We start from the raw sequence: 25,839 nt of genomic DNA, 5'->3' as shown, positions 1-25,839 counted from the left end.
GACGATTTTCCCTGATGAACACCGCCGGACCCAAACCGAAGCAGCATTGATGTAACAGCATCTAGCTTATCCTTAGATGGCCTGTCACAATGTGCGGTCATGCAGGCACGGTCGGCACTCTTCGACCTGTACGGCGACCACCTCCGACCACGGGGTGGCCGCGCACCCGTTGCCGCACTGGTCAAGCTGCTGGCACCGCTCGGGATCGCCCCGCCCGCCGTGCGGACGGCGGTCTCCCGCATGGTGCGACAGGGCTGGCTCGAACCGATCAAGTTGACCACTGGACCGGGATATTCGATCACACCCAAGGCGGCCCGACGGCTGGACGAGGCCGCCGCCCGGATCTATCGCACCGGCCGGGTCACCTGGGACGGCCGGTTCGACCTGCTGGTGCTGGACGCGCCAACCGCACGCCGGGACCGCCAACGCCTCGCCGGCAACCTGCGCTTTCTCGGCTACGGCACGATGGACGAGCAGACCTGGGTGGCCACCCGTCCCGGCGAGGACGTCGACCTGCTCCTCAACGAGGCCGGCGTGCGTTTCGAGCGGTTCACCGCCGCGCACGCCGCCGGCACGCCGGGCGCGATGGGCCTGGTCCGCCGGGCCTGGGACCTGGCCGAGATCGGCCGGGCGTACGAGCAGTTCGTCGCCGAGCAGCGGACGCTGCTGACCGGCGTCACCGCCCGCAGCGGCGACGAGGAGGCGTACGCGGCGCGATTCCGGCTGGTGCACGCATGGCGTACCTTCCTCTTCCGGGACCCGCAGCTGCCACCGGCGCTGCTGCCCGAACGCTGGCCCGGCACCGCCGCGGCCGGCTTCTTCGACCGGCACGCGGCCCGGCTCCGGCCGGCCGCCGACCGGTACGTCGAGCAGTGCCTCGACGGTGGAAACCGGTTAGCCCGACAGAAGGGTCGCCAGACGTGACCGAGCCGCTGCTCGTCGACCGCACCGACGCCGTCGTCACCCTCACCCTGAACCGCCCGACGGCGATGAACGCGCTCGACGTGGCGCTCAAGGAGGCGCTCCGCGACACCCTCGCCGAGTTGGAGTCCGACCGGAGCTGCCGGGCGGTGGTGCTCGCCGGGGCCGGCGGGTCCTTCTGCGCCGGCCAGGATCTGCGCGAGCACGTGAACACCCTTGAGTCGAACAACGGCAAGCCGCTGGACACCGTCCGGGCGCACTACAACCCGATCGCCGCCCGGCTGGCCAGCCTCCCCAAGCCGGTGGTCGCCGCAGTACGCGGGATGGCCGCCGGGGCGGGCGCCTCACTGGCGTTCCTGGCCGACATCCGCGTCGGTGGACCGTCGACCAGCTTCCTGATGGCGTTCGCGAAGGTCGGGCTCGCCGCCGACACCGGCGCATCCTGGACGCTGCCCCGGCTGGTCGGCCACGCCAAGGCCGTCGAGCTGCTGATGCTGGCCGAGCCGGTACGCGCCGACGAGGCGTGCCGGCTGGGGCTGCTCACCCGGATGGTGGACGACGACGAGACCGTGTTGCCCGCCGCCCAGGAGCTCGCCGCCCGACTCGCCGCCGGCCCGACCGTGGCGTACGGGGCGATCAAGCGTCAGCTCTCCGTCGCCGACGCGGGCACCCTGGCCGACGCGCTGGCCGCCGAGGCGCAGGCCCAGGCGATCTGCGGCAGGACAGCCGACCACCGTGCGGCCACGCTGTCCTTCGTCAACAAGCAGAAGCCGGTCTTCGAGGGCCGCTGAGCGGGCCCTGGCCGGCACCGGCCAGCCGGCAGCGGGTCAGTCGTCCTCTTCGGGGTCCTGGTTCGCCTGGGCGCCGAGCACGAACGCCTGCATGGCCAGCTCGTCACCGGAGGGCGAGACGAAGGCGGGCAGCTCCCGGGGACCCAGCTCCTGCACGTAGGCCCAGAACAGGCGGACCGCCTCCGCCGGCGAGTCGGCCTCGATCGGCAGATCCAGACTGACCAGCCAGTTGCGGCGCTGCGGCGCCGGGCCGAGCAGGTCGACCAGCTCGCGGAAGGTCACCGGGTCGAGCGCGGTGACCGGCCCACCGAGGATCAGCGCGTCGACCGGCACCGGCTCGTCGAAGGCCCGCCGGGTGTAGGCCACCACCAGCGTGTCGGGTGCCCGGTCGGACTGCGGGTCGTCCGGATCCTCCGGGCGCGCGGCGGCCGGGCCGGCGACCCGACCCACCGCGACCAGGCGGGGCGGCTCGTCGGCCAGCACCGCGACCTGGTCACCGAAGCGGGGTAGGGCCACCTCGCCAAGCCCGGTCAACTCCAGCGTGTCGTGGTGGACGAGCCGCTCGGCGTCGTACCGCCCGGCGGGCAGGAGCACGGCCCAGGTGCCCGGGCCGTCCGCCTGGCTCACTCCGTTCACCCGGTGCGCGGTGTCGGTCGTCATGCCCTCATCCCATCACGCCCGCCCCGGAAGTCACGACATGGCAGCCCGCAAGATGGTCGTCGACCATTCCGGTCGCCTGCATCAACGCGTAGGCCGTGGTCGGGCCGACGAAGCGGAAACCGCGCTTCTTGAGCGCCTTGGCCAACGCCGTGGAGGCGTCGGTCAGCGCCGGCACGGCGGTGACCGAGGCCGGACGGGCCCGGCCGGGCGGCGGGGCGAAGGACCAGAGCAGCGCGGACAGCCCTTCGGGCAGCTCCTGGGCCGCTCGGGCGTTGGCGATCGCCGCCTCGATCTTGGCCCGGTTGCGGACGATGCCCGCGTCGGCGAGCAGCCGGGTCACCTCTGACTCGCCGAAGCCGGCGACCGTGTCGATCCGGAAGTCGGCGAAGGCGGCCCGGAACGCCGGCCGCTTCCGCAGGATGGTCAGCCAGGACAGCCCCGACTGGAACGCCTCCAGCGTCATCCGCTCGTAGAGGGCGTCGTCACCGTGCAGCGGGCGACCCCATTCGGTGTCGTGGTAGACCGCGTAGTCGGGGGTGCTCGCGCCCCACCCGCACCTGGCCAGGCCATCGGCGCCGATCACCAGTTCAGTCACGGCATCCAGGCTAGGCGAGCCCTCCGACACCGCTGCGCGCTGTCCGGTGCCGTGGTTGCCGGGCGGCGCGCAGGGCGCCGAGCGGCTCGGGTGGCCCGGGTCAGGGCAGGCGGCCCTGCTCGACCTGACGGGCGAACCTGCGCAACGCCTGGGTGAGGCTGAACTTCGAGCCGGGCCAGAGCACCGGCCAGGCCACCCGGCCGGCCGGCCCGCCCGGCAGGTGGAACCACTCGTGCCAGACCACCTGGCTGCGGCCGCTCTCCAACTGGGTGCAGCGCAGCACACCCGGGCCCCGCAGCAGCGTGCCGCAGTGCACCACACCGATCTCGTACGGCGCGTCCACCCGGACCACCCGCATCTTGTCCCGGATCACCGCCGGGCCGAGCGTGGTGACCGCCTCCACCAGACTGCCCTCGCCGCCGTCCCCCTCGACCACCCGGACCGTGGTGAACGGGATCCAGTCGGACTGCCGCTCCCAGGCCAGCAGGGCGGCGAAGACCTTCTCGGCGGACGCGTTGACGATCACGGTGGCGGTGACCTCACCGGCGCCGGGCTGGGCCGCCTCCCGCAGATCGTCGGAGCGGTCCGAGCCGCTCACGCCGACTCCGACCGCACCACGGGACCGCGCGAATCGGCCTCCGGCTCTCCGGCACCGGCCGGCTTCTCGCCGGAGCCGGCATCGCCGGACGCGCCATCACCGGGTACCTCGGCGGCGGTTGCGGCAGCGCCGGGTTCGGCGGAGGTGGCGGCGGCAGGCGCGGCAGCGGTGGAGCTGGAGGCGTCGTCAGCGGCGGTGTCGGTGTCGGTGTCGGTGTCGCCCGTCGGCTTCGCGCCGACTTCCCCGGCCGGGAGGACCGGCGGCCGCGAGGACTGCTCACGGGCCCGCCGCAGCTCGTCGGCTACGGCGGTCCGCCCGGTACGCAGTGCGGCCACCTCCGCCTCCAGCACCCCGATCAGCTCGGTCTTGTAGCCGATGTCGTACGCCGCCCGGCGCATCGCCTGGTCGACCTGAGCCATCTGGTACCCACGCAGGGCGGTGTCGAAGCGCACCTCGCCCACGTCCGACTCGCGCAGCGGCCGGTCACCGGGCAGCGGCACCGCCCGCCCGTCCGCCTCGGCCGGCACCAGGCCGGGATCCCGACCGGTGACGAGCACCGTCACGCCGAACACCACCGCCGCGACGGTGACCGCCACGACCAGCAGGAGCAGAAGCTGACCCATGCACTGATCGTGGCACGCCGACGGGAACGGAGCGACCCCCAACCGGCGCGCCGTACCGGACGAGGCACCCGGCCCCCGACCGGATAGCGTCATCGTGACGGCGGCGCGATCGGCCGGCGACGTACGGCGATGAGGGAGGCGGCGTGGCCGGGGAGCTGCGGCTCGGTGGACGTACGTTCGGCTCCGACGAGCTGGTGGTGATGGCGATCGTCAACCGCACCCCGGACTCGTTCTTCGACCGCGGCGCCACGTATCACTCGGACAGTGCGCTGCGGGCGGTGCAGCGCGCGGTGGACGAGGGCGCGGAGATCGTCGACATCGGCGGGGTGAAAGCCGGGCCGGGTGCCGACGTGGACGTCACCGAGGAGATCCGTCGCACGGTCGACACCATCGCCGCCGTCCGGGCCGCCTTCCCCGAGGTGGTCATCTCGATCGACACCTGGCGCGCCGAGGTCGCGGTGGAGGCCGTGGCGGCCGGCGCTGACCTGCTCAACGACACCTGGTCGGGGGCGGATCCGGCGCTGGCCCGGGTCGCCGCGCAGACCGGTGCCGGGTTGGTCTGCTCGCACGCGGGCGGGCTCAGCCCGCGAACCAGGCCGCACCGGGCGGCCTTCGCCGACGTGGTGGCCGACGTGGTGACGACGGTGACCGGGCTCGCCGAGCGCGCGGTCTCGCTGGGGGTACGCCCCGACGGGATCCTCATCGACCCGGCGCACGACTTCGGCAAGAACACCCGGCACTCGTTGGAGATCACCCGGCGGCTCGGTGAACTGACCGCCACCGGCTGGCCGCTGCTGGTCGCGCTGTCGAACAAGGACTTCATCGGCGAGACGCTGGACCTTCCGGTCACGGAGCGGCTGGAGGGAACGCTGGCCGCGACGGCCGTCTCCGCCTGGCTGGGTGCCCGGGTCTTCCGGGCCCATCAGGTACGCCCGACCCGCCGCGTGCTCGACATGGTGGCCGCCGTGCGGGGCACCCGCCCGCCCCGGCTCACCCGGCGCGGCCTCGCCTGACCGGGTTCAGGTCCAGGTCAGGATCTTGCGCCGCCAGGCGTAGAGGAGACCGAGGGCGAGGACTGCCACGAAGATCGCCATCTCCACCACGGTGACCAGCCCGAAGCCGGGCCGGTCGAAGACCACCGCCCAGGGGAAGAGGAACACCGCCTCGACCGCGAACAGCACGTAGAGGTAGGCGTAGACGTAGTAGCGGATCTGCATCTGTGCCCAGTCGCCGCCGACCGGGTCGATGCCGCACTCGTAGCTGGCGCGCTTGCCGGGCGGGTCGGCCGGGCGGGCGGGACGCAGTACCCGGTTGGCCGCGAACGCCACCGCGAGGAATCCGATGCCGGCGAGCAGCAGCAGCCCGAGCGTCGCGTACGAGCCCAGGTAACCGGTCACGGTCGGTCAGCCTACCGTCTCGCCGGTCCACCGCGGCGTTGCGAACTTGTTTTCACGTGGGACTAGTGTCCCAGGGCAACTTCCGGCCAACATGAGACACCACCACCAGCACCGGAGGATCCATGGTCCGTCCTGACGGACGCCCTGCTCAACGCCGCGCCCTGGCGTCCGCCCTCGCCATCACCCTGGCGATCGGCGGCGCGATCGCCGGGGTGCCGGGGTCGGCCACGGCCGTGCCGCTGGTGGACCGGGCCGCCGAGCCGGACCCGCACAGCCCGCCCGTCGAGCCGACCGACGAGCCCGGGCCCACGTCCCCTCCGCCCACCGTGGAACCGCCCGAAGAGCCGAGCCCACCCGCGTCACCGTCGCCTCCGCCCACGCCGGGCGGGACGACCGGCGCGCCCACGCCGAGCAGCGGCCCGCCCGTCACCACCAGCCCGCCCAGGCCGACGCACTCCCCGCCCGGCCGGCCACCGGCCTCGACCCTCGCCCCACCCGGGGTCCGGGTCAGCACCGACGACCTGACCCTCCCCGCCGGCTACTGGAACGCCGCCAGCACGGTGGCCACCCTGCAGGTCACCATCACCAACACCGGTACGGCCAGCGCCGGTGTCCGGCTCACATACACCCTTCCGGTGGGGCTCGCCGACGCCGGCACGGACGGCTGCGCCAGTGCCGGGAACCGGCAGTACCGCTGCGGGCAGTGGACGGCGGCACCGGGCGCACGGTTCAGCACCCGACTGCGGGTGCGGGTCGACGGTGACGCCTGGCGGGAGATGCCGCTGGCCGGTTCGGTCCGGGTGACGGCGACGGGTGCGGCCGGCACGGCGCGCGACGACGAGGGCTTCGCGGTGCTCTTCCCGCCCGGCCCGCCCGTTCCGGGGATCACGATGCGGGCCGGCGAGGTCAGTTTCGCCGCCGACGGCGCCAGCGACGGGCTCACCGTCTCACTGAGCAACACCGGCCGGGTGGACGCCGAAGGCCGGGTCGACGTGGTGCTGCCCGCCGGGGTCACGGTGCCGGCGCCACCGCCGGGCTGCGTCGCGGCGGCGGACGGACGTACCCGCTGCGACCTCGGGTCGGTGCCGTCGGGGCGTACCGGCCAAGTGCGGCTGCCACTGGCGGCGACGACGGAGGCCCAGTTGGCCGCGCCGCTCGCCGGTGCGGTGATCGGTCGACTCGATCCGCGCAACGGTGCCGGCCGGCAGATGCAGCTGAGCTTCCGGATCACCGCGACACCGCCGCAGGAGACCGCGGTGGTACCGCCACCGGGGCCGGTCGACCCACCGAGCCTGCGGCCCGCCGGGGCACTGCCCGACGACGGCGACGCACCGATTTCGACGCGGCGGACGGCGGTGTTGCTGATCGCGGTTTCGGTGCTGCTGGTGCTGCTCGTCCTCGGGCTGGCCACCGCGTCGCTACGCCGCCGGGCCGCCGGCACCGGGGCTGACGGCCGGGCGGCAGCGGGCGACGGGACCGGAGCAGGCGCACCGGGCGATACCGGGCCCGCGCCGGAGACGGGGATCTGGTTCCAGCCCCGGCGACCGGCCCGGCCTCGCGACCGGCCGGGCTGGGACGTGCGGTGATCTGGATTACGGCGGGCCGGACGAAACACCGCAAGAGACCGCATAAACCCTCACATTCCGTTCCCAGTCGGCGGACCTCTGGGGATGGCGCACCCCCGATCCGACGTAGGCTCTCGGTGAGGACTGACAAACGGGCCGTACGCTCACGGACGGCCGGTGCAGCGGCGCGTCAAGGAGGTCTCGTGGCCGGGCAAGGCGAGGTCACCATCCAGTTCAGCCGACCGCGCCAGGCGCGACGAAGCGAGGTGCGGCCGTGACCAAGCAGATCCGCCAACTGGAACGGGTGGTCATCCGATTCGCCGGCGACTCCGGCGACGGGATGCAGCTGACCGGCGACCGGTTCACCTCCGAGACCGCGCAACTGGGCAACGACATCTCCACGTTGCCCAACTTCCCGGCCGAGATCCGGGCACCCGCCGGCACCCTGCCGGGTGTGTCGAGCTTCCAGGTGCACTTCGCCGACTACGACATCCTGACTCCCGGCGACGCGCCGAACGTGCTGGTCGCGATGAACCCGGCGGCGCTCAAGGCGAACCTCGCCGACCTGCCCCGCGGTGCGGACATCATCGTCAACACCGACGAGTTCACCAGGCGCAACCTGGCCAAGGTCGGGTATGCGAGCAGCCCGCTGGACGACGACACCCTCGACGGGTACGCCGTGCACCCGGTCGCGCTGACATCGATGACGATCGGCGCACTGGCCGAGCAGGACGTGTCCAAGAAGGACGCCGAGCGGGCCAAGAACATGTTCGCCCTCGGCCTGCTCAGCTGGATGTACTCCCGGCCGTACTCCTCGACCCTGCGGTTCCTGGAGCGCAAGTTCGCCAAGCGGCCCGAGCTGGTCGCGGCGAACATCGCCGCGTTCAAGGCCGGCTGGAACTTCGGCGAGACCACCGAGGACTTCGCCGTCCGCTACGAGGTGAAGCCGGCCAAGATGCCGGCCGGCACCTACCGCAACATCACCGGCAACGCCGCGCTGTCACTCGGCATCGTGGCCGCGGGGGTCCGCTCCGGCCTGCCGGTCTTCCTCGGCGCGTACCCGATCACCCCGGCCTCGGACATCCTGCACGAGTTGAGCAAGCACAAGCGGTTCGGTGTCACCACCATGCAGGCCGAGGACGAGATCGCCGCGATCGGCGCGGCCCTGGGCGCGTCCTACGGCGGTGCGCTGGGCGTGACCACCACCAGCGGCCCGGGGGTGGCGCTCAAGGGCGAGACGATCTCCCTGGCGGTGGCGCTGGAGCTGCCGCTGCTGGTCGTCGACGTGCAGCGGGCCGGGCCGTCCACCGGCCTGCCGACCAAGACCGAGCAGGCCGACCTGAACATGGCGCTGTTCGGCCGGCACGGCGAGGCCCCGGTGGCGGTGATCGCCCCGAAGTCGCCGTCGGACTGCTTCCACGCCGCCCTGGAGGCGGCGCGGATCGCGCTGACCTACCGCACGCCGGTGATCCTGCTGTCCGACAACTACGTCGCCAACGGCTCGGAGCCGTGGCTGCTGCCCGAGGTGGAGTCGCTGCCGGATCTGCGCGTCGAGTTCGCCACGGCGCCCAACGGCGAGGACGGCACCACCTTCCTGCCGTACCTGCGCGACCCGGAGACGCTGGCGCGGCCGTGGGCCGTCCCGGGCACCCCGGGTCTGGAGCACCGGATCGGCGGGCTGGAGAAGGCCGACAAGACCGGCGACATCTCGTACGACCCGGCGAACCACGACTTCATGGTGCGTACCCGGGCGGCCCGGATCGAGACGATCCCGGTGCCCGACGTCGAGGTGGAGGACCCGGACGGCGAGGCCCGGGTGCTGGTGCTCGGCTGGGGCTCGACGTACGGCCCGATCGGCGCCGCCTGCCGCGCCCTGCGCCAACGCGGGCTGTCGATCGCGCAGGCGCACCTGCGGCACCTCTCTCCGATGCCGGCCAACCTGGGTGCGGTGCTGCGCTCCTACGACCGGGTGGTCATCCCCGAGATGAACCTCGGCCAGCTCGCCCACGTGATCCGGGCCCGCTACCTGGTCGACGCGATCGGCTACAACCAGGTCCGCGGCTTGCCGTTCACGGCCGCCGAGCTGGAGACGACGCTGGAAGAGGTCCTGAAGAATGTCTGAACCCGTCGCTCTCAAGCTCACCATGAAGGACTTCAAGTCCGACCAGGAGGTGCGCTGGTGCCCCGGCTGCGGTGACTACGCGATCCTCGCCGCCGTGCAGCAGTTCATGCCGGAGCTGAACATCCCCCGGGAGAACATCGTCTTCGTCTCGGGCATCGGCTGCTCGTCGCGCTTCCCGTACTACATGAACACCTACGGGATGCACTCGATCCACGGGCGTGCTCCGGCGATCGCGACCGGTCTGTCGGTCTCCCGCCCCGACCTGTCGGTCTGGGTGGTCACCGGTGACGGTGACGCGCTCTCCATCGGCGGCAACCACCTGATCCATGCGCTGCGCCGCAACGTCAACCTCAAGATCCTGCTGTTCAACAACCGGATCTACGGCCTGACCAAGGGCCAGTACAGCCCGACCTCCGAGGTCGGCAAGATCACGAAGTCGACGCCGGTCGGTTCGGCCGACGCGCCGTTCAACCCGCTCTCGCTGGCGCTCGGCGCGGAGGCGACCTTCGTCGGCCGGACCATCGACTCCGACCGCAAGCACCTCCAGTCGGTGCTGCGCGCCGCGGCGGAGCACGAGGGTTCGGCCTTCGTGGAGATCTACCAGAACTGCAACATCTTCAACGACGGGGCGTTCGAGCAGCTCAAGGAGCCGGGCATCCGGGACGACCATCTGATCCGGTTGGAGCACGGCCAGCCGATCACGTTCGGCTCCGACGGCCAGTTCTGCGTGGTGCACCCGCCGGGCGGCTTCGGCCTGGAGGTACGCGAGACCGCGTCGACCCCGGCCGAGGAGATCGTCGTGCACGACGCCACGGTCACCGACCCGGCGTACGCGTTCGCGCTGTCCCGGCTGCCCGGGTTCGACCTGCGCAACACTCCGATCGGGGTCTTCCGGTCGGTGCGTCGGCCGTCGTACGACAGCGTGGTGCAGGCGCAGCTGGCCGAGGCCAAGGCCACGGTCACCGAGACTCCGGAGCAGCAACTCGCCGGCCTGTTGGGCAACGGCGACACCTGGACCATCGTCGGCTGACCCGTACCCGCGCCGCCATGGAAAGGGCGGGCCGTTCCGTGCCGGAACGGCCCGCCCTTTCGGCGTACTGATGCGTGATGCTCAGACCGCCGCGGACGTCGCCGCCCACAGCTCGTCGATGGCCCGCTCGGCCGCCGCGAGGCTCTCCTCGTGCAGCGGAACCAGCTCGGCCATGGCGGGCACCACCGGCGCGAGCGTGAGCTCGGCGGCGATGAAGCGCGGCTGGAGGCCGGTCTGCGAGAGGCCGTGCGGCAACCAGGACTCGGCGTGGTCCCAGCCCTCCCGCGGGGTACCCGCGCCGTAGCCACCGCCCCGGGACGTGACCACGATGAACTCGCGGTCGCCGAGCAGCCCGGTGCCGGTCGCCGGGTCGTACGCCAGGCCGGGCACGATGAGCAGGTCTACCCAGGTCTTCACGCTGCTCGGTGCGGCGTAGTTGTAGAGCGGCAGGCCGAGCAGGACGGTGTCGGCCCGCTGCACCTCCGCGACCAGCTCCTCGCTCAACTCCCAGGAGCGGCGCTGCTCCGGGGTGTGCTGGTCGACCGGCGTCATCCGCGCCAGCCCGCCCGCCTCGTCGAGGTGCGGCAGCGGCTCCTTGCCGAGGTTGCGATAGCTGACCGTGCCGCCCGGGTGAGCGGCTCGCCAGGCGGCGGCGGCGCGGGCGGTGAGCCGCCGGCTGACCGACAGCTCGCCACGGATGCTGGAGTCGATGTGCAACAGGTGCGGCATTGGTCAATCCTCCATAGATGGCTTGTGTAGCGCCAACCATTTATAGCAGGTCAATATTTCGCCCGGTGGGTAAAGTGGGTCACATGTCTTCCGGGTCGGCCGCACAGTCGGAGCGCCGCTCCGGCGCGCTGCTCAACCACCTGGCGCGGCGGATGCGGCTCCGCTCGGAGTCGGTGCTGGCCCCACTCGGCCTACGCTCGCGGCACCTCGTCGCGCTCACCGTGCTGCGAGATTCGGGCGGCATCAGCCAGCAGGGGCTCGCCGGCACCCTCCAGATCGACGGCACCAACGTCGTGGGGTTGCTCAACGACCTGGAGACGGCCGGCCTGGTCGAGCGGCGTCGCTCACCCGAGGACCGGCGTCGACACGTGGTGAGCCTCACCGAGGCCGGCGCAAAACGCCTCAACGAGGCCGAGTGCGCCCTCGTCACCGCGGAGGACGACGTGCTCGGCGCATTGGACCCGGCAGAGCGCGACACGCTCTACGAGCTGCTGCGGCGGGCGTCCAGCGGGGCGCAGCTCACCTGCGCCGACGCGGTCAGGAACGAACCGGACGCCCGCTACTGACCCCCGTTCCCGGTCAGGGCAGAGTGTTGGCCGTGGGCCGGTCGTCGCGGACATGCACCAGCATGTCTCCGGTCTCGATGACGGCATTCGCCCGGTCCGCCACGGTGACCACCTTGCCCCGTCGTACCAGGGCGATCACCAGTGTCTCCAGCTCACGGGGGTTCTTACCCACCTCGTGCCGCTCGGCCGACCGCATGGCCAGCGCCATCCCCTGACCCGGGGTGAGCAGATCCTCCACCACGTCGATCAGGGGCGGAGCCGAGGTCGACAGGCCCAGCAACCGACCGGCGGTCGCCGAAGAGACGATCACGTGGTGGGCGCCGCTCTGCTTGAGCAACGGCGCGTTCTCCGCCTCCCGGGCCGCGGCGATGATCCGGACCTGGCCGGCCGTCAGTTGGCGTACGGTCAGCGCCACCAGCACCGACGCGTCGTCGCTGTCGGTCGCGATGATCACCGCCTTGGCGGTACGCACGTGCGCCTGGTTGAGCACCGAGGAGCGGGTCGCCGAACCCTCGATCACGACCAGCCCGTTCGACGTGGCCTGGCGCAACGCCGGGCCGTCGCGTTCCACCACCACGATGCGGGATTTGTCCAGCCCGTTCTCCATCAGCGCGGAGATCGCACTCCGCCCCTTGGTCCCGTAGCCGCAGATGATGACGTGGTCCTTCACTTTTCTCTCCCACCGGTGCAGGCGACGGCCGGTCCGGTACTGCTCGGTCAGGACCTCGAGGGTGGTGCCGACCAGGATGATCAGGAACAGCACCCGGGCCGGGGTGATGAACAGGACGTTGACCAGCCGGGCCTCCTGGGTGGCCGGCACGATGTCGCCGTACCCGGTGGTCGACAGCGACACCACGGCATAGTAGAAGCAGTCGAGCAGCGTCAGGCCGTCGCCGTTGACGTCGCGGTAGCCGTTCCGTTCGATGAACACGACCGCGACCACGGCGAGCACCAGACCGATAGCGGCGGCCAACCGTAGGCTCAACGCGCTGAGCGGGCCTCGCCGCTGCGCGGGAAAATGGATCACCGGGGGCCCTGCCCCGCCTCGGTCGCCTGCACGCCCACAACATAGCCCGTCCTCGGGCAACCGGATGTCGGGGTGGCCGCGAAGGACGGGGGACGGCGAGCGGGCCGCTGGACGGGCATGATGAGAAGGTCAGCCCAGGACCGGCGAGAGTGAGGCCCGCATGTCGTTGCTGCGACGGGTGATCGGCGCGGTACTGCGCCGGGAACGCCAGCGCCAGGGCCGCACCCTGCGAGAGGTGGCCCGCGCCGCCGGAGTCTCCGTGCCGTACCTGTCCGAGGTCGAGCGCGGCCGCAAGGAGGCGTCCTCGGAGGTCCTCACGGCGATCTGCCGGGCGCTCGACCTCTACCTCTCCGACCTGCTGGAGGAGGTCCGCGACGAGTTGCGGCGGGTCGAGCGCCGGCTGCCGGCAGCCCCCGGGGCCAGCCGCGTCCCGACCGCCCGGCACGGTGCTCCGGCGGTCGCGACCTCTGCCGGACGCGGTACGGACGGCTCCGCGCATCCCGTGGCCCGCCTGAACGCTGTCGGCTTCGGCACCGAGCTGCCCCTGCCCGGCGGGACCGGGATGGTCGGCGGTCAACTCTTCACCGCCTCGACCCGCGTCGGCCCAGGCGGCGGACGTGTCGCCAGCGGCATTCCCGGGCCCACCATGCCCGGGTTCACCGACGGCTCGTCCGGCGGGCTCCGCGGGGGCCTACGCGACGGCGGGGGCCTGTACGACGGCGTTGGCAGCATGATCGGCGGCGCGCTCGGTGGGGGTCTGAACGGCGGTATCCGAGTCGTCGTGTTCGCCGGCCCGACCGCCGGCATCGACACCACCGCCGGCATCGACACCACCACCCACGGCTCGGCGCGCACTCACACGCCGACCGGCGGCGCGCGCCGGGCTCATGCACGCGCACGCTCAGCTCTGGTGGCCATCCGACGGACCCGCGCGCTGGCCCGGTCGCGGCGGTCGCTCCGGGCCTTGTCCGCAGCCACCTCGGTCATGGCTGGCGCGGCCGAGGGATAACCCTCCACCGGGCCCGGGCCGCCGTCACCTGGCACCGCCGGCTGGTGACCGTCGGCGCGTTCTGCCGTGGGCGGATCTGCCGGGGGCAGAACTACTCGGGAAGGGCCGCCCGGTTGGCGGAGGCTGGAGGGAGCCGGTTCCCGGGCGCTCGACGTCGCCCCCGGCGGGTGGAGGTTGACGCCATGATCACAATGTTGGACGACGGCCAGCGGGCCTTCGGTGACCAGGTCTTCGAGCGACTGTTGCGGGAACGGATCGTCTTCCTCGGCAGCGAGGTGACCGACGGGATCGCCAACCGGATCTGCGCCCAGATCCTGCTGCTGGCCGCCGAGGATTCGGAGCGGGACATCCATCTCTACGTCAACTCACCCGGCGGCTCGGTGAGCGCGGGGATGGCGGTCTACGACACGATGCGCTTCGTCCGCAACGACGTGGCGACGCTGGCGCTGGGGCTGGCCGGTTCGATGGGTCAGTTCCTACTCTGCGCGGGCACCGCCGGCAAGCGGTACGCCCTGCCACACACCCGGATCCTGATGCACCAGCCCTCCGGTGGGATGGGCGGCACGGCCTCCGACATCACCATCCAGGCGGAGAACATGCTGCACGTGAAACGGACGATGCAGGAGTTGATCGCCGAGCACAGCGGGCGCACCCTGGCCGAGATCCAGCGGGACTGGGACCGCGACCGCTGGTTCACCGCCGAGCAGGCCCGCGACTACGGCCTGATCGACCAGGTCGTCACCACCGCCACCCAGATCCCATAGCGAAGCGGTCAGGCGCGGGTGTCGTAGCGGTCGCGGGCGGCTTCGACCTCCGGAAGGTGGTCGGTGGCCCAGGCCTCCAGACCGGCGAGCAGGGTCAGCAGGCTACGGCCGAGGTCGGTCAACTCGTAGTCGACCCGGGGCGGTACGGCGGCGTGCACCGTCCGCGTGGCCAGGCCGTCGCGCTCCAGGCCGCGTAGGGTCTGGGTGAGCATCTTCTGGCTCACCCCGTCGATCCGCTCGGCCAACTCGCCGTAGCGCCTGGGGCCGTCGGCGAGGGTCAGCACCACCAGCACGCTCCACCGGTCCCCGATCCGGTCGAGCACCTGCCGGCTGCCGCACTTGCGGTCGTACAGGTTCGGCTTCACACCATCACTCTCCATCAGAACGTGACGCACTTCAAGGTGCCTACTCTCCAACGGGAAGTATTGGCGGGGTGTTCCGAGTTGACGTCGACGTCAGACCATTTTTCCGGAGGGAGCACCACCCATGTCCATCGTCGTCACCGGAGCCACCGGACACCTCGGCCGTCTCATCGTCATCTCGCTGCTCGATCGGGGCGTACCGGCCGAACAGATCGTGGCGGTCGGCCGGGACACCGGCCGGCTGGCCGACCTGGCCGGGCGGGGCGTCACCGTACGGCAGGCCGACTACGACGATCCCGGCTCGCTGCGGACCGCCCTCGCCGGCGCCGAGAAGCTGATGTTCGTCTCCGGCAGCGAGGTGGGCCGACGGGTGGCCCAGCACCACAACGTGATCGCCGCCGCCAAGGAGGCGGCCGTCGGGCTGGTCGTCTACACCAGCATCCCGAAGGCCGAGACCTCCAGCCTCATCCTCGCCGCCGAGCACCGGGCCACCGAGCAGGAAATCGTCGCCTCCGGCCTGCCCTACGTCTTCCTGCGCAACAGCTGGTACCTGGAGAACTATCTTCCGCAGCTGCCCGCGTACCTGGAGCACGGGGTCGCGGGTGCGGCGGGTGACGGCCGGATCAGCGCCGCCACCCGCGCGGACTTCGCGGAGGCCGCCGCTGCCGTGCTGACCGGCGACAGCAACCCCAACCAGGTGTACGAGTTGGGCGGCGAGTCCTTCACCCTGGCCGAACTGGCCACCGAGGTGTCCCGGCAGAGCGGGCGCGAGGTGGGCTACACCGACCTGCCGGTGGAGAAGTACGTCGAGGTCCTGGTCGGCGCCGGCCTGCCCCGGGGGTTCGCGGAGGTGCTGGCCGACGGCGACCGGGGTGCCGCCGAAGGCGAGCTGCACGTGGCGAGCGACGACCTGGCCAAGCTGATCGGGCGGCCCCCGACCACCCTCGCCGAGGCGATCCGCACCGCTCTCTGATCACCGACGGCTGGCCACCGAGCCGACCGCCGTTGGCGGGAGTGGCTCAGCGTCGGTTACGGGGTCGGCGGGCCGCCCACACGCCGCCGACAATCGCCACCACGCTCGGCAGAAGGCAGCAGAGCGTCAGGACCAGCAGCTGCCACGGTTTGATAGCTCCCATGGCCGAGAGGATAGGCACCGTGGCCCAACACCACCGTCCCCTCGGCCCTCGATCTGGCCGTGCGCTTTCGGTCGCGTGCCCGTGCGGTGAGTGGTCTGCGTGAACCGGGCGGGCCCGGCGTGACGCCGGACCCGCCCGATCCTCATGCGATGGACACCAGGTTGAATCGCTGGTTGGTCTGTCCGTGGCAGTCGTACAACTGGACCTGCGCCCCGTTGGCGGTGCTCCACACGTCCAGGCACCGCCCGGACTGCACACCACTGATGGTGCCGTTGGAGTTGACGTTCCACTGCTGGTTGGTCTGACCGTGACAGCTGTAGATCTGAACCGCCGCCCCGTTACCAGAACCCCCCGCATCCAGACACATGTCGCCGTACACCCGTAGCTGCTTACTCGACGTGTACGTCCACGACTGGTTGGACTGCCTGTTGCAGTCGTACAACTGCACCCGAGTGCCGTTGGTACGCGAAGCGTTCGGCACATCCAGGCACCGGCCCGACTGCCCGCCGACGATCTGACTCGCAGACCCGGGCGGAGGCGTGGTCGGCGTCGGCGTCGGCGTCGGGGTTGGGGTTGGGGTTGGGGTCGGCGTGCCGGTCGGCGGCGGAGTGGTCGGCGGGGTCGAGCCGTCCAAGCCGAAGAACTGGATGGCGACCCGCGCCATACCGCTCGACGGCAGGCTGTGCCCCGCGCCCTGGATGGCGTATGCCTCGACCTGGGTGCCGAAGCGGCGGCGGTTCCAGTTGGCCTGCGGGGTGTCCGTGGACGTCGGGGTCTGGCTCAGCCCATGCACGTTGGTCCACTGCTCGACCGACTCCTGCAGCAGCGAGTACGGCACCAGGGTGTCGTTGGTACCGTGCCACAGCTGGATCGGCGGGCGAGGGCCCGTGTAGCCGGGATACGCCGCCCGGACCAGGTCACCCCACTGCTGTGGGGTCCGGTTCATCGTGCCGTTGGTGCACGAACCGCCGGGCGGGTAGGCGGCCGCGTTGGCGAAACAGTTGAAGGGTACGCCCATGAAGGACGCACCCGCCTTGAACAGGTCGGGGTAGACCGCGAGCATGTGCTGGGTCATCATGCCGCCGGACGAGCTGCCGGTGGCGTAGACCCGGTTGATGTCACCGCCGTGCTGCGTCCGGGCGTAGTTCACCATCGACTCGATGGAGACCGGGTCGCTGCCACCACCGCGACGCTTGGACGCGTCCGACCAGGTGTCGAAGCACTTGCCGAACCCGGCCTCCTGCATGGCGCTCGGGTAGATCACGATGAACCCGTACTGGTTCGACAGCGAGGCGAACTCGCTGCCCGAATAGAAGCCCGGTCCCGACCCGCCACAGCCGTGCATGGCGACCACGATCGCCGGGTTGGCGGGCCGGTTGTCCGGGACGTAGATGTGCATCCGCATGCCGCCCGGGTTGTTGCCGAAGTTGGTCACCTCGACCAACGACGCGGCGGACGCGGGCGGAGATAGGGCGACAAAACCCACTGTGAGGAGCAGAAGGCTGGCCACACCAGCCAGTGCTGCCCTGGTTCCTCTCATAGCGCCTCCATCGATGGTGGTGGATTTAAACGCTATACATTTTGCTGACGACCGTCAATCAGGTGCCTAATGTTCAGCGCCGGGAAGGGCCCTGCCCGACGAGTGCCGCACGCGCCTGCCGGTAGCCGGGGTCCGTCGCTCATCGGCGACCTTTGGCCGCCCGCTGTCCGTCGTGACCGGGAGGCGGTTGTGTTGGTTGGCGACCGAGGGCGGGGTCCCCACGGGTTCGTCGCCCCGAGAAGGATCTTCGTGGGTGCCAGGTCATTGGCCAGGCTGGCGGCGGGCAGGGACGGCATGATCCCGACCGTGGCCGTCAGGAGATGGCGATGCCCCGAAGGGTCGCCCGTGGCTGGTGCCGGTCGAGTGGAAGATCCTGCCGCAGTTGCGGCCGGGATGACGCGGGCAGGACGGTGCGGGCGGGCTCGTGTGGTGTCCGAGCCCGCCCGTTTCCGGTGTCTAGTGCGTTATGCGAGGGGTGTGAGTCGGAATTGCTGGTTGGTTTGTCCGTGGCAGTCGTAGAGCTGGATCTGGGCGCCGTTGTTGGTGCTCCAGACGTCGAGGCATCGTCCGGACTGGACGCCGCTGATGGTGCCGTTGGAGTTGACGTTCCACTGCTGGTTGGTCTGGCTGTGGCAGCTGTAGATCTGGACGGCGGCGCCGTTGCCGGAGCCGGCGGCGTCCAGGCACATGTTGCCGTACACCTGTAGTTGCTTGTTCGCGGTGTAGGTCCAGGCCTGGTTGGTTTGCCTGTTGCAGTCGTAGAGCTGGACCCGGGTGCCGTTGTTGCGGGAGGCGTTGGGTACGTCGATGCAGCGGTTGGACTGGGTGCCTCTGATTTCGCTGGCGGAGCCGGGTGGCGTGGTCGGCGGCGGGGTGGTGGGAGCCGGCGTGGTGGGCGTCGGCGTCGGCGTGCCGGTCGGCGGAGTGGTCGGGTCCGTCGGCAGCAACGGACACGTGCTGCGGTAGGTCACCACGCCGCTGTTGTCCAGCAGCGGGCAGAGGAACTGGCTGTACCGGGTGTCGTTGTCGATGAACATCTTCAGGAACGGCAGCATGGTCCGGACCAGCACTGGGTTGGACCGCCCGACCATGAAGCCGTGATCCCCGCCGGCTACCTCGAGGTATACGCTCTCCGTCGTGGCCGGGATGCTGTTGTACAGGCCGAGGGCGTATGACGGGGTGACCACCGTGTCCGCCTGCCCAGAGATGATCATCGTGGGTACCCGGTCGTTGGCCAGGTTCGACGACGGCGAGTACGGCGTGATGCCGACGACTGCCTTCAACGACGCGCGCCGCATGGCTGCGCTCAGCGCACCACCGCCGCCCATGGAGTGACCGGAGACGGCCAACCGGCTCGGGTCGACCCGGTCGCGTACCGGGCTCTGCTGGGTCAGGTAGTCCAGCGCGGCGAGCAACTGGGTGCCTCGGGCCGTGTCGAAGTCGTTACGGCTGTTCGTCTCGATGCCGATCACGACGAAGCCGTGCGATGCCAGCCACGGGCCCATCCAGGCCAGTTCCGCGGAGAACAACGCGGTGTAACCCGGCGAGATCGCAATCGCCCCGAAGGTGCCCTGGCTGGTGTCGGTCGGGTAGTAGATCCGGCCGCCGTTGAAGCCGTGCCCGGTCGGGACGCTTACCGAGGTGTTGGCGAAGGGGCCGTTCACGGCCGTGACGCTGGTCCGGGTGGGGTCCGGGCCTCGCTGGTAGGGGTTGTCGGCGGCCGATGCCGACCCGGCCGCCACCGTCATGGTGAACAACCCGACGGCGGCTGCGATCCCGGCCGTGGCGAGTCTGAACAGCCTCCCCCGAACGCGGGGGGACACTCGGACGGCAGGGGATTCCCCCGACGGCGGGGGGTGGTGTACGGGTGGTCGCACGGTCGGTACCTCCTGGTGGTGGGTGTGTGAGGGGTGGGCGGGCTCGGTTTCGTGCCGAGCCCGCCCGCTCCGGCTGTGCCCGCGCCGGACCTGCACGCCGTCAGCGTTGCAGGGTGAGTACTCCCGGGCGGTAGGGCAGCAGGCCGTAGTCGCCACCGGAGTTGGGGGAGCGTCCCTGGTAGAGGAGTTGGAGGTTGCAGGCGTTGACGGTCATGGTCTGGTCGGCGTTGGTGCGGATGAGTTCGCCGTGGCTGATGTCGTTGGTCCAGGTCGCGCCGCTGTTGGCCTTGCCGGCGAACGGGTTGCTCTCGGTGGCCGCCTGCGGGGTCCAGGTGCCGCCCAGGCTGGTCGCGGTGAACGACCGGAAGTAGCGGCCCTGTGAACCGATCGCCTCCACGAGCATCAGGTACCGGTTCTCGCCCTGAAGCTTGTAGACCTGAACACCTTCGAACAGGTTGTTCGTGGTGTCAGTCATGATCGTGGTGTAGTTCGAACCGAAGCTGCCCGGGAAGTTCCCGATCGGCATGCTGGCCCGGTAGATCCGACCGTTGTCACCGGCGAAGAACAGGTACATGTTCTGGTCGTCACCGATGAGCGCCTGGTCGATCGGGCCGGTCGAGGAGTTGGAGATGCTGCCGGTGAACAACGTCTGGTGCGCCGACCAACTGTTCACGTTGGTCGGATCGGTCGAGGTCCGGTACGAGAACGCCGGTCCACCCCACTGGTAGGCCAACACCCACACATTGCGAGGCGCGAAGTAGAACAGTGAGGGTGCGACCGCCGCGAACGGCATCGCGTTCTGACTGGCCGAACCCATCTGGTTCCAGTTGGAGAACAGACCGAAGTTCATCGAACCCCACGTCGTACCGGTGTCGTGCGTGGTCCCGTACACCAGGTGCTGACCGTTGTACGGCGCGTGCGTGAAGTCCTTCAACGACACCCAACCGGACCTCGGCTGCGCCAACGCACCGGTGGACGACCACCGGTACGACGACGGCAGACTGCACGTACCGCCGGTGGGCGTGGGCGTCGGAGTCGGCGTGGCCGTCGGCGTCGGAGTCGGGTTGGACCCGCCGAGGGAGACGAGCCGGAACTGCTGGTTGGTCTGTCCGTGGCAGTCGTAGAGCTGGATCTGGGCGCCGTTGTTGGTGCTCCAGACGTCGAGGCATCGTCCGGACTGGACGCCGCTGATGGTGCCGTTGGAGTTGACGTTCCACTGCTGGTTGGTCTGGCTGTGGCAGCTGTAGATCTGGACGGCGGCGCCGTTGCCGGAGCCGGCGGCGTCCAGACACATGTTGCCGTACACCTGTAGTTGCTTGTTCGCGGTGTAGGTCCAGGCCTGGTTGGTCTGCTTGTTGCAGTCGTAGAGCTGGACCCGAACGCCGTTGTCGCGGGAGGCGTTCGGTACGTCGATGCAGCGGTTGGACTGGGTACCGACGATCTCACTCGCCGAGCCGGGCGGAGCGGTGGGGGTGGGCCCCGGCGTGGTGGGGGTGGGCCCCGGCGTGGTCGGCGTGGGAGTGGGCGCGGGGCCGGCGCTGTTCAGCGCGTCCAGGGTGGCCGTGTAGGCCGGCTTCTTGTTGCCGCTGTTGTCGAAGAGCAGCGGGGTGCCGTAGGAGCGCCATGAGTCGCTGTCCCGGATGCCCCACACGGTGATGCCGTTGCAGCGGGGCACCGCCAGACAGTCGTTGACCACGCTGCGGTAGGTGTTGGCCTGCGTGGTGCCGGAGCCCTCGATGTCCAGCTCGGTGATCTGCACGTCGACGCCGAGGGCGGCGAAGCTGGACAGCGTGGTGCGGTAGTTGCTGTTGTACGCCGACTGCGCGTTGAAGTGCGACTGGAACCCGACGCAGTCGATCGGCACGCCACGCTGCTTGAAGTCCTGCACCATCCGGTAGACGGCCTGGGTCTTGGCCCAGTTCCAGTTGTCGGTGTTGTAGTCGTTGTAGCAGAGCTTGGCACCCGGGTCGGCCGCCCGCGCGGCCCGGAACGCCGCCTCGATCCAGTCGTTGCCGGTGCGCTGCAGGTTCGAGTCACGCCGGGCACCACTGTCGCCGTCGGCGAACGCCTCGTTCACCACGTCCCACGAGTCGATCTTCCCGCGGTAGTAGGTCGCCACCTGGGTCACGTGGTTGAGCATCGCGTTACGCAACGCGGTGCCGGACATGTTCTGCATCCAGCCGGGCTGCTGCGAGTGCCAGGCCAGCGTGTGACCGCGCACCTTCCAACCCCGACTGAGGGCGTGGTTCACGATCCGGTCCGCATTGGTGTAGGTGAACTGGTTCTGCTGCGGCTCCAGCGCGTCGATCTTCATCTCGTTCTCGGCCGTGACCGAGTTGAACTCGCGGTTCAGGATGCCGACGTAGGTGGAGTCGGAGAGCTTGTTCGCCGCCACCGCGGTACCGAAGTACCTGCCCGACTGATTGGCGGCCGCGGCGAGGGTGGTTTCGGCGGCCTGGGCGAGACTGGGTAGCAACGACGCGGCGACGACCGCGACGACCGCGGCCGCTCCGGAGACCGAGAGCCTTCGGAGTCGACGCCCGGCGGGACGGGTCCGGGAGATCATGCTGATCCTCCAAGGGGATGGATTGGGGCGAAATTGGTCAGCTCGGAGGTGAATGGGTGATTGGTGGTCCGACCGTCCGCCCGGCCTGGTGGTGGCTGCGGGGGTGGACCTGTTGTGATCCGACGCGAGCACCACCGGAGGTTCTGGGTGCGACCCCTCGGTGGCGAGCGACCTTGTTAGCGTTCACACAAATCGATGGACTCAGATTTTCAGAAAATTCCCGGTTTTTCAAGCGGAAGTTTTGGTGGTCCAGCCGCGGCTCGTCTCGGTTCGCCTGCCGGGGGGTCGGGCGCGGACCGGTGAGATGACAGGGCAGCGAGTGCTGAAGCTCCGCTGTGGATCAGATCGCGGGCGGTGCCGTGCTCTGCCGGACCGTGAGGGTCGTGGCCAGCTCCAGCCCGAGCTGTGGCGTCCGCTCCCCGCGACCCAGCGCGAGCGCCAACTCGGTGGCGATGACTGCCATCTCGACGAGGGGCTGATGGACAGTGGTCAGCGGCGGATCGACCAGAGCAGCCAGTGGCAGATCGTCGAAGCCCGCCACGCTCACATCCGTCGGGATCCGCAGCCCCAATCGCCGTGCCGCCTGGTAGACGCCGAACGCCTGCAGGTCGTTGGCTGCGAAGATCGCAGTCGGACGATCCGGACGACTCAACAGCTCCAGCGCTGCCGCCTCGCCGCCCTCCAGGGTCAGTGCGGCACGGACGACGAGGTCGGGCCCCGCGGCCAGGCCGGCGGCATCGCACGCGGAGCGATAGCCATCCAGCCGGGCCCGGCAACACAGGATCCGTTCGGGGGCGGCGATCATCGCGATACGTCGGTGGCCCAGTTCGATCAGGTGCCGGGCCGCCGACCGGCCGCCGGCCCAGTTCGTCGCCCCGACGAAGGGGACATCATCCGGCAACTCGACGGTGGGGTCGAAGACCACGAACGGGATGCCCCGGGCACGTAGCTGGTTGCGTTGCTCCTCGTCCAACTGAGCCACTGTCACGAGGCAGTCCGGGCGACGGGAGAGGGTGTCGTCGATCCAGTAACGGATAGCGTTTCGCTGCGGGCCGAACTCCGTCAGGACAACTCCGACGCCTTGTTTCCGGGCCACCCGCTCGACACCGCGAATGATCTGCAGGCCCCACATGTCCTCGATCTCGTCGAAGACGAGTTCCAGCATGTTTGACCGGGTGACCGGCGACGACCTGCGGTAGCCGTACTGGTTGATCACCGCCTCGACGCGGGCCCGGGTCTCCGCCGCCACGCCCGACCGTCCATTTATGACCTTGGAGACGGTCGGTACCGACACCCCGGCGGACTCGGCGATGGCGGCGATCGTCACCGGTCTCGACGGATCACCGAGCTGTGGTGCCAGCTCGACGACCGGCTCGCTCGACTCGGCGCGCGTCAACCTGGCCCCCTTCTCCCCCGATCCCTCGTGCCCGCACGGCCCGTCGGCGCGACGTCGCTCAGGGCGCAAGGATAACTGCTCCGCACGGTACCGATAGCCCGCTGACGCCAAGCCTCCGGCAACGTCGCTGGACGGCACCAGCCCCCGGAGTGCATTGACGTGGATCGAAGATAGCTATAACGTCTCGCCCGGAAACTTTCTGTGCGGAGATTAGGAAAGTTTCCAAGCGGGAGCCCTTACAGCTCGTCGCGGAAGCCCGGGCAGCGTCCGCGTACCCCTCACCTTTCGTATGCGCGCGGCCAGACAGGCGTCCAGACGCCTTCGTGTGACCGCCGCGCATCCTCGTCGTGACGGACGCTGGAGGCCCCATGTCTTCGTTCGCCAAACCCCCCAATGCAAGCCCGAGTTCGCAGCACACCCGGAGAACCCCCTGGCGCGTCGGCGTGGTCGCCGGCGGGATAGCCGCGCTGATGGTGGCGGGAACGATGGTGACCGCCAACGCCCAGGCAGCCGCCGGCTGCCGGGTGACGTACGCGGTTCCGTCCCAGTGGCCGGGCGGCTTCACCGCCAATGTGAACGTGACCAACCTCGGCGACCCGATAAACGGCTGGAACCTGGCCTGGACGTTCCCGTCCGGCCAACGGGTCACCCAGGCCTGGAACGCGACGGTCACCTCGTCGGGCAGCCAGGTCACCGCCACGAACATGAGCTACAACGGCACCATAGGCACGAACGCGACGGTCTCCTTCGGCTTCAACGGATCCTGGACGGGCAGCAACACCGCACCGACCTCGTTCACTCTGAACGGCGTGGCGTGCACCGGGAACGTCGGCCCCACGACGACGCCGACGCCCAGCGTCTCCCCCACCGTGTCGCCCACGGCGTCACCGTCCGTCTCGCCGACGGTGACGCCACCGCCGGGGAACCGGATGGAGATGGTGGCGGCGATGCAGCCCGGCTGGAACCTGGGCAACACGCTCGACGCCATTCCCGACGAGACCGCGTGGGGCAATCCGCTGACGACCCGGGAGATGCTGCGCCACATCCGGTCGCAGGGGTACAACAGCATTCGGCTCCCGATCACCTGGAGCAACCACCACGGCCCGGCGCCGGACTACACCATCGACCCCACCTGGCTGAACCGCATCCGCGAGGTCGTCGACTGGTCCCTGGCCGAGGGCCTCTACGTGATGGTCAACCTGCATCACGACTCCTGGCAGTGGATCAACACTTACCCCACCGACCGCACCAACGTGACGAACCGGTACAGGGCACTGTGGAGCCAGCTCGCCACCACGTTCCGCAGCCACTCGCCGAAGCTGGTGTTCGAGAGCATCAACGAGCCACAGTTCGCCGGCACCTCTGGGGACGCGGAGAGCGACCAGCTGCTACACGAGCTCAACCTGGCGTTCGTCCGCCTGGTGCGGCAGTCCGGCGGGAACAACGCCACCCGACTGCTGGTCCTGCCCACCCTGCACACCAGCGGGGAGCAGGCCCGGATGGACGCGTTGATGACCACCTTCGACGAGTTGGACGACCCCAACCTCGTCGCGACCATCCACTTCTACGGATGGTGGCCGTTCAGCGTCAACATCGCGGGCGGCACCCGCTACGACAGCAACGTCGAGCAGGACATCGTCGGCACCTTCGACCGGGCGTACAACACCTTCGTGTCCCGGGACATCCCCGTGATCATCGGAGAGTGGGCCCTGCTCAGCTACGACTACACCCGCCCCGGCATCATCCAACGGGGTGAACTGCTCAAGTTCTTCGAAGCCGTCGGCCACCACGCCCGCACCCGAAAGCTCACCACCATGCTGTGGGACGCGGGCTCGTTCCTGCACCGCCCCGAACTGCGATGGCGGGACCAGGGCATCTACGAAATGATGAAGGCGAGCCTGACGACCCGCTCCGCCACCGCGTCCTCGGACCAGATCTACGTACCCCGCACCGGCGGCATCACCAGCAGGTCGCTCACCCTCAACCTCAACGGCGCCTCGTTCCGGAGTCTCTGGCACGGCAACACCCAACTGAGCAGCGGCACCGACTACACCGTCTCCGGCAACACGCTCACGCTGACCCAGGCGGCCATCACCCGACTGGTCGGCAACCGCGCCGCCGGCGTCAACGCCACCATCGAAGCCCGCTTCTCCCAGGGCGTGCCGTGGCAGATCAGCATCATCAGCTACGACCCACCCACTCAGGCCGCAGCCACCGGCACGACCAGCGGCTTCACCATTCCCACCCAGTTCCGCGGTGACCAGCTCGCCACCATGGAAGCCAAGTACGCCGACGGCAGCCCCGCCGGGCCGGCCAACTGGACCCCGTACAAGGAGTTCTGGACCCACTTCCGACCCGACTACAGCGCGAACACCATGCTCCTGACGCCCGAGTTCTTCGCCGAGGTCAACGACGGCGCCGTCACCCTCACGTTCCACTTCTGGAGCGGCACGCAGCTCACCTACCGCCTGACGAAGTCCGGTAGCTCGGTCACCGGCAGCCCGGCCTGAGACGATCCTGGGGTACGGCCGGTGCGGGGGTGGTGAACCCCGCACCGGCCACATC

At 70.1% G+C, this 25,839-nt stretch carries 22 protein-coding genes and 1 pseudogene; 11 read left to right on the top strand and 12 right to left on the bottom strand.

Features of this window, described 5'->3' with window-relative positions:
- Positions 1-99: 99 nt before the first annotated feature.
- Both BMY89_RS14575 and BMY89_RS14570 read left to right on the top strand, forming a co-directional pair.
- Entirely contained in the window at positions 100-924 is an 825-nt protein-coding gene (locus BMY89_RS14575; RefSeq protein WP_092380516.1) for a PaaX family transcriptional regulator, read from the top strand.
- Positions 921-1,712, top strand: coding sequence for an enoyl-CoA hydratase-related protein (locus BMY89_RS14570; RefSeq protein WP_092380515.1), 792 nt, complete (start codon positions 921-923; stop codon positions 1,710-1,712). Before BMY89_RS14575 ends, BMY89_RS14570 begins: the two co-directional genes overlap by 4 nt.
- Positions 1,713-1,748: 36 nt before the next feature.
- On the opposite strand, the gene BMY89_RS14565 is transcribed toward BMY89_RS14570, so the two are convergent.
- The 4 genes from BMY89_RS14565 to BMY89_RS14550 form a co-directional block, all read right to left on the bottom strand.
- Positions 1,749-2,372, bottom strand: a complete 624-nt coding sequence (locus tag BMY89_RS14565; protein WP_092380514.1) for a hypothetical protein — start codon at positions 2,370-2,372, stop codon at positions 1,749-1,751.
- A gap of 4 nt (positions 2,373-2,376) precedes the next feature.
- The gene (locus tag BMY89_RS14560) at positions 2,377-2,967 is read right to left on the bottom strand and encodes a DNA-3-methyladenine glycosylase I (protein ID WP_092380512.1); all 591 of its coding nucleotides are present in this window, start codon (positions 2,965-2,967) and stop codon (positions 2,377-2,379) included.
- A gap of 100 nt (positions 2,968-3,067) precedes the next feature.
- On the bottom strand, positions 3,068-3,565 hold the full coding sequence (locus BMY89_RS14555; RefSeq protein WP_092380511.1) for an SRPBCC family protein: 498 nt from the start codon (positions 3,563-3,565) through the stop codon (positions 3,068-3,070).
- The gene (locus BMY89_RS14550) at positions 3,562-4,188 is read right to left on the bottom strand and encodes a DivIVA domain-containing protein (protein WP_092380509.1); all 627 of its coding nucleotides are present in this window, start codon (positions 4,186-4,188) and stop codon (positions 3,562-3,564) included. The genes BMY89_RS14555 and BMY89_RS14550 overlap by 4 nt, the downstream gene beginning before the upstream one ends.
- A gap of 143 nt (positions 4,189-4,331) precedes the next feature.
- Here BMY89_RS14550 and folP point away from each other — a divergent pair, with 143 nt between their 5' ends.
- Positions 4,332-5,201: a dihydropteroate synthase gene (folP, locus tag BMY89_RS14545; RefSeq protein WP_092380507.1), complete on the top strand. Its 870-nt coding sequence runs from the start codon at positions 4,332-4,334 to the stop codon at positions 5,199-5,201.
- Positions 5,202-5,207: 6 nt separating this feature from the next.
- On the opposite strand, the gene ndhC is transcribed toward folP, so the two are convergent.
- The gene (gene ndhC, locus BMY89_RS14540) at positions 5,208-5,585 is read right to left on the bottom strand and encodes an NADH-quinone oxidoreductase subunit A (protein ID WP_092380505.1); all 378 of its coding nucleotides are present in this window, start codon (positions 5,583-5,585) and stop codon (positions 5,208-5,210) included.
- A 122-nt stretch (positions 5,586-5,707) separates the two neighbouring features.
- Between ndhC and BMY89_RS14535 the strand changes: the two genes are divergently transcribed.
- The 3 genes from BMY89_RS14535 (at position 5,708) to BMY89_RS14525 (ending at position 10,302) form a co-directional block, all read left to right on the top strand.
- Positions 5,708-7,171, top strand: a complete 1,464-nt coding sequence (locus BMY89_RS14535) for a hypothetical protein (RefSeq protein WP_175510371.1) — start codon at positions 5,708-5,710, stop codon at positions 7,169-7,171.
- Between the two features lie 253 nt (positions 7,172-7,424).
- Positions 7,425-9,272: a 2-oxoacid:acceptor oxidoreductase subunit alpha gene (locus tag BMY89_RS14530; RefSeq protein WP_092380504.1), complete on the top strand. Its 1,848-nt coding sequence runs from the start codon at positions 7,425-7,427 to the stop codon at positions 9,270-9,272.
- Positions 9,265-10,302, top strand: a complete 1,038-nt coding sequence (locus BMY89_RS14525) for a 2-oxoacid:ferredoxin oxidoreductase subunit beta (RefSeq protein WP_092380502.1) — start codon at positions 9,265-9,267, stop codon at positions 10,300-10,302. Before BMY89_RS14530 ends, BMY89_RS14525 begins: the two co-directional genes overlap by 8 nt.
- Before the next feature lie 81 nt (positions 10,303-10,383).
- Here BMY89_RS14525 and BMY89_RS14520 read toward each other — a convergent pair whose 3' ends face one another.
- Entirely contained in the window at positions 10,384-11,031 is a 648-nt protein-coding gene (locus tag BMY89_RS14520) for an FMN-dependent NADH-azoreductase (RefSeq protein ID WP_092380501.1), read from the bottom strand.
- Between the two features lie 83 nt (positions 11,032-11,114).
- Between BMY89_RS14520 and BMY89_RS14515 the strand changes: the two genes are divergently transcribed.
- The gene (locus BMY89_RS14515) at positions 11,115-11,597 is read left to right on the top strand and encodes a MarR family winged helix-turn-helix transcriptional regulator (RefSeq protein WP_170147695.1); all 483 of its coding nucleotides are present in this window, start codon (positions 11,115-11,117) and stop codon (positions 11,595-11,597) included.
- 13 nt (positions 11,598-11,610) lie between these two features.
- Here the strand turns inward: BMY89_RS14515 and BMY89_RS14510 are convergent, their stop codons facing one another.
- Positions 11,611-12,624, bottom strand: a complete 1,014-nt coding sequence (locus BMY89_RS14510) for a potassium channel family protein (RefSeq protein ID WP_092380498.1) — start codon at positions 12,622-12,624, stop codon at positions 11,611-11,613.
- Between the two features lie 160 nt (positions 12,625-12,784).
- Here BMY89_RS14510 and BMY89_RS14505 point away from each other — a divergent pair.
- Positions 12,785-13,030: pseudogene (locus BMY89_RS14505) on the top strand (helix-turn-helix domain-containing protein); the annotation flags it as partial.
- 785 nt (positions 13,031-13,815) lie between these two features.
- Positions 13,816-14,397, top strand: a complete 582-nt coding sequence (locus tag BMY89_RS14500; RefSeq protein WP_092380814.1) for an ATP-dependent Clp protease proteolytic subunit — start codon at positions 13,816-13,818, stop codon at positions 14,395-14,397.
- Positions 14,398-14,405: 8 nt separating this feature from the next.
- Here BMY89_RS14500 and BMY89_RS14495 read toward each other — a convergent pair whose 3' ends face one another.
- The gene (locus tag BMY89_RS14495; protein WP_092380497.1) at positions 14,406-14,777 is read right to left on the bottom strand and encodes a winged helix-turn-helix transcriptional regulator; all 372 of its coding nucleotides are present in this window, start codon (positions 14,775-14,777) and stop codon (positions 14,406-14,408) included.
- Between the two features lie 106 nt (positions 14,778-14,883).
- Here BMY89_RS14495 and BMY89_RS14490 point away from each other — a divergent pair, with 106 nt between their 5' ends.
- Positions 14,884-15,732: an SDR family oxidoreductase gene (locus BMY89_RS14490; protein ID WP_092380496.1), complete on the top strand. Its 849-nt coding sequence runs from the start codon at positions 14,884-14,886 to the stop codon at positions 15,730-15,732.
- 305 nt (positions 15,733-16,037) lie between these two features.
- Here the strand turns inward: BMY89_RS14490 and BMY89_RS14485 are convergent, their stop codons facing one another.
- From BMY89_RS14485 to BMY89_RS14470, 4 genes are all read right to left on the bottom strand, one after another.
- Entirely contained in the window at positions 16,038-17,435 is a 1,398-nt protein-coding gene (locus BMY89_RS14485; RefSeq protein ID WP_092380494.1) for an extracellular catalytic domain type 1 short-chain-length polyhydroxyalkanoate depolymerase, read from the bottom strand.
- 464 nt (positions 17,436-17,899) lie between these two features.
- Complete coding sequence (locus BMY89_RS14480; RefSeq protein WP_408631992.1) at positions 17,900-19,099, bottom strand: poly(ethylene terephthalate) hydrolase family protein; 1,200 nt, start codon at positions 19,097-19,099, stop codon at positions 17,900-17,902.
- Between the two features lie 313 nt (positions 19,100-19,412).
- Complete coding sequence (locus BMY89_RS14475; protein WP_232521340.1) at positions 19,413-21,878, bottom strand: non-reducing end alpha-L-arabinofuranosidase family hydrolase; 2,466 nt, start codon at positions 21,876-21,878, stop codon at positions 19,413-19,415.
- A gap of 340 nt (positions 21,879-22,218) precedes the next feature.
- Positions 22,219-23,274: a LacI family DNA-binding transcriptional regulator gene (locus BMY89_RS14470; protein ID WP_232521339.1), complete on the bottom strand. Its 1,056-nt coding sequence runs from the start codon at positions 23,272-23,274 to the stop codon at positions 22,219-22,221.
- 368 nt (positions 23,275-23,642) lie between these two features.
- Here BMY89_RS14470 and BMY89_RS14465 point away from each other — a divergent pair, with 368 nt between their 5' ends.
- Positions 23,643-25,784, top strand: a complete 2,142-nt coding sequence (locus BMY89_RS14465; RefSeq protein ID WP_092380491.1) for a cellulase family glycosylhydrolase — start codon at positions 23,643-23,645, stop codon at positions 25,782-25,784.
- The last annotated feature ends 55 nt before the right edge of the window (positions 25,785-25,839 follow it).

Source organism: Micromonospora phaseoli (genome assembly GCF_900109115.1).
Taxonomy (GTDB): domain Bacteria; phylum Actinomycetota; class Actinomycetes; order Mycobacteriales; family Micromonosporaceae; genus Micromonospora; species Micromonospora phaseoli.
The sequence above is the reverse complement of the archived record's forward strand: the minus strand, read 5'-3'. Positions and strand labels throughout refer to the sequence as shown.

What these genes read in the sequence shown, in the direction of transcription:
- BMY89_RS14565 (WP_092380514.1), bottom strand. Translation starts at nt 2,372, where the DNA reads ATGACGACCGACACCGCGCACCGGGTGAACGGAGTGAGCCAGGCGGAC.
- BMY89_RS14525 (WP_092380502.1), top strand. Translation starts at nt 9,265, where the DNA reads ATGTCTGAACCCGTCGCTCTCAAGCTCACCATGAAGGACTTCAAGTCC.
- BMY89_RS14515 (WP_170147695.1), top strand. Translation starts at nt 11,115, where the DNA reads ATGTCTTCCGGGTCGGCCGCACAGTCGGAGCGCCGCTCCGGCGCGCTG.
- BMY89_RS14535 (WP_175510371.1), top strand. Translation starts at nt 5,708, where the DNA reads ATGGTCCGTCCTGACGGACGCCCTGCTCAACGCCGCGCCCTGGCGTCC.
- BMY89_RS14465 (WP_092380491.1), top strand. Translation starts at nt 23,643, where the DNA reads ATGTCTTCGTTCGCCAAACCCCCCAATGCAAGCCCGAGTTCGCAGCAC.
- BMY89_RS14490 (WP_092380496.1), top strand. Translation starts at nt 14,884, where the DNA reads ATGTCCATCGTCGTCACCGGAGCCACCGGACACCTCGGCCGTCTCATC.
- BMY89_RS14500 (WP_092380814.1), top strand. Translation starts at nt 13,816, where the DNA reads ATGATCACAATGTTGGACGACGGCCAGCGGGCCTTCGGTGACCAGGTC.
- BMY89_RS14495 (WP_092380497.1), bottom strand. Translation starts at nt 14,777, where the DNA reads ATGGAGAGTGATGGTGTGAAGCCGAACCTGTACGACCGCAAGTGCGGC.
- BMY89_RS14475 (WP_232521340.1), bottom strand. Translation starts at nt 21,878, where the DNA reads ATGATCTCCCGGACCCGTCCCGCCGGGCGTCGACTCCGAAGGCTCTCG.
- BMY89_RS14550 (WP_092380509.1), bottom strand. Translation starts at nt 4,188, where the DNA reads ATGGGTCAGCTTCTGCTCCTGCTGGTCGTGGCGGTCACCGTCGCGGCG.
- BMY89_RS14520 (WP_092380501.1), bottom strand. Translation starts at nt 11,031, where the DNA reads ATGCCGCACCTGTTGCACATCGACTCCAGCATCCGTGGCGAGCTGTCG.
- BMY89_RS14485 (WP_092380494.1), bottom strand. Translation starts at nt 17,435, where the DNA reads ATGAGAGGAACCAGGGCAGCACTGGCTGGTGTGGCCAGCCTTCTGCTC.
- BMY89_RS14575 (WP_092380516.1), top strand. Translation starts at nt 100, where the DNA reads ATGCAGGCACGGTCGGCACTCTTCGACCTGTACGGCGACCACCTCCGA.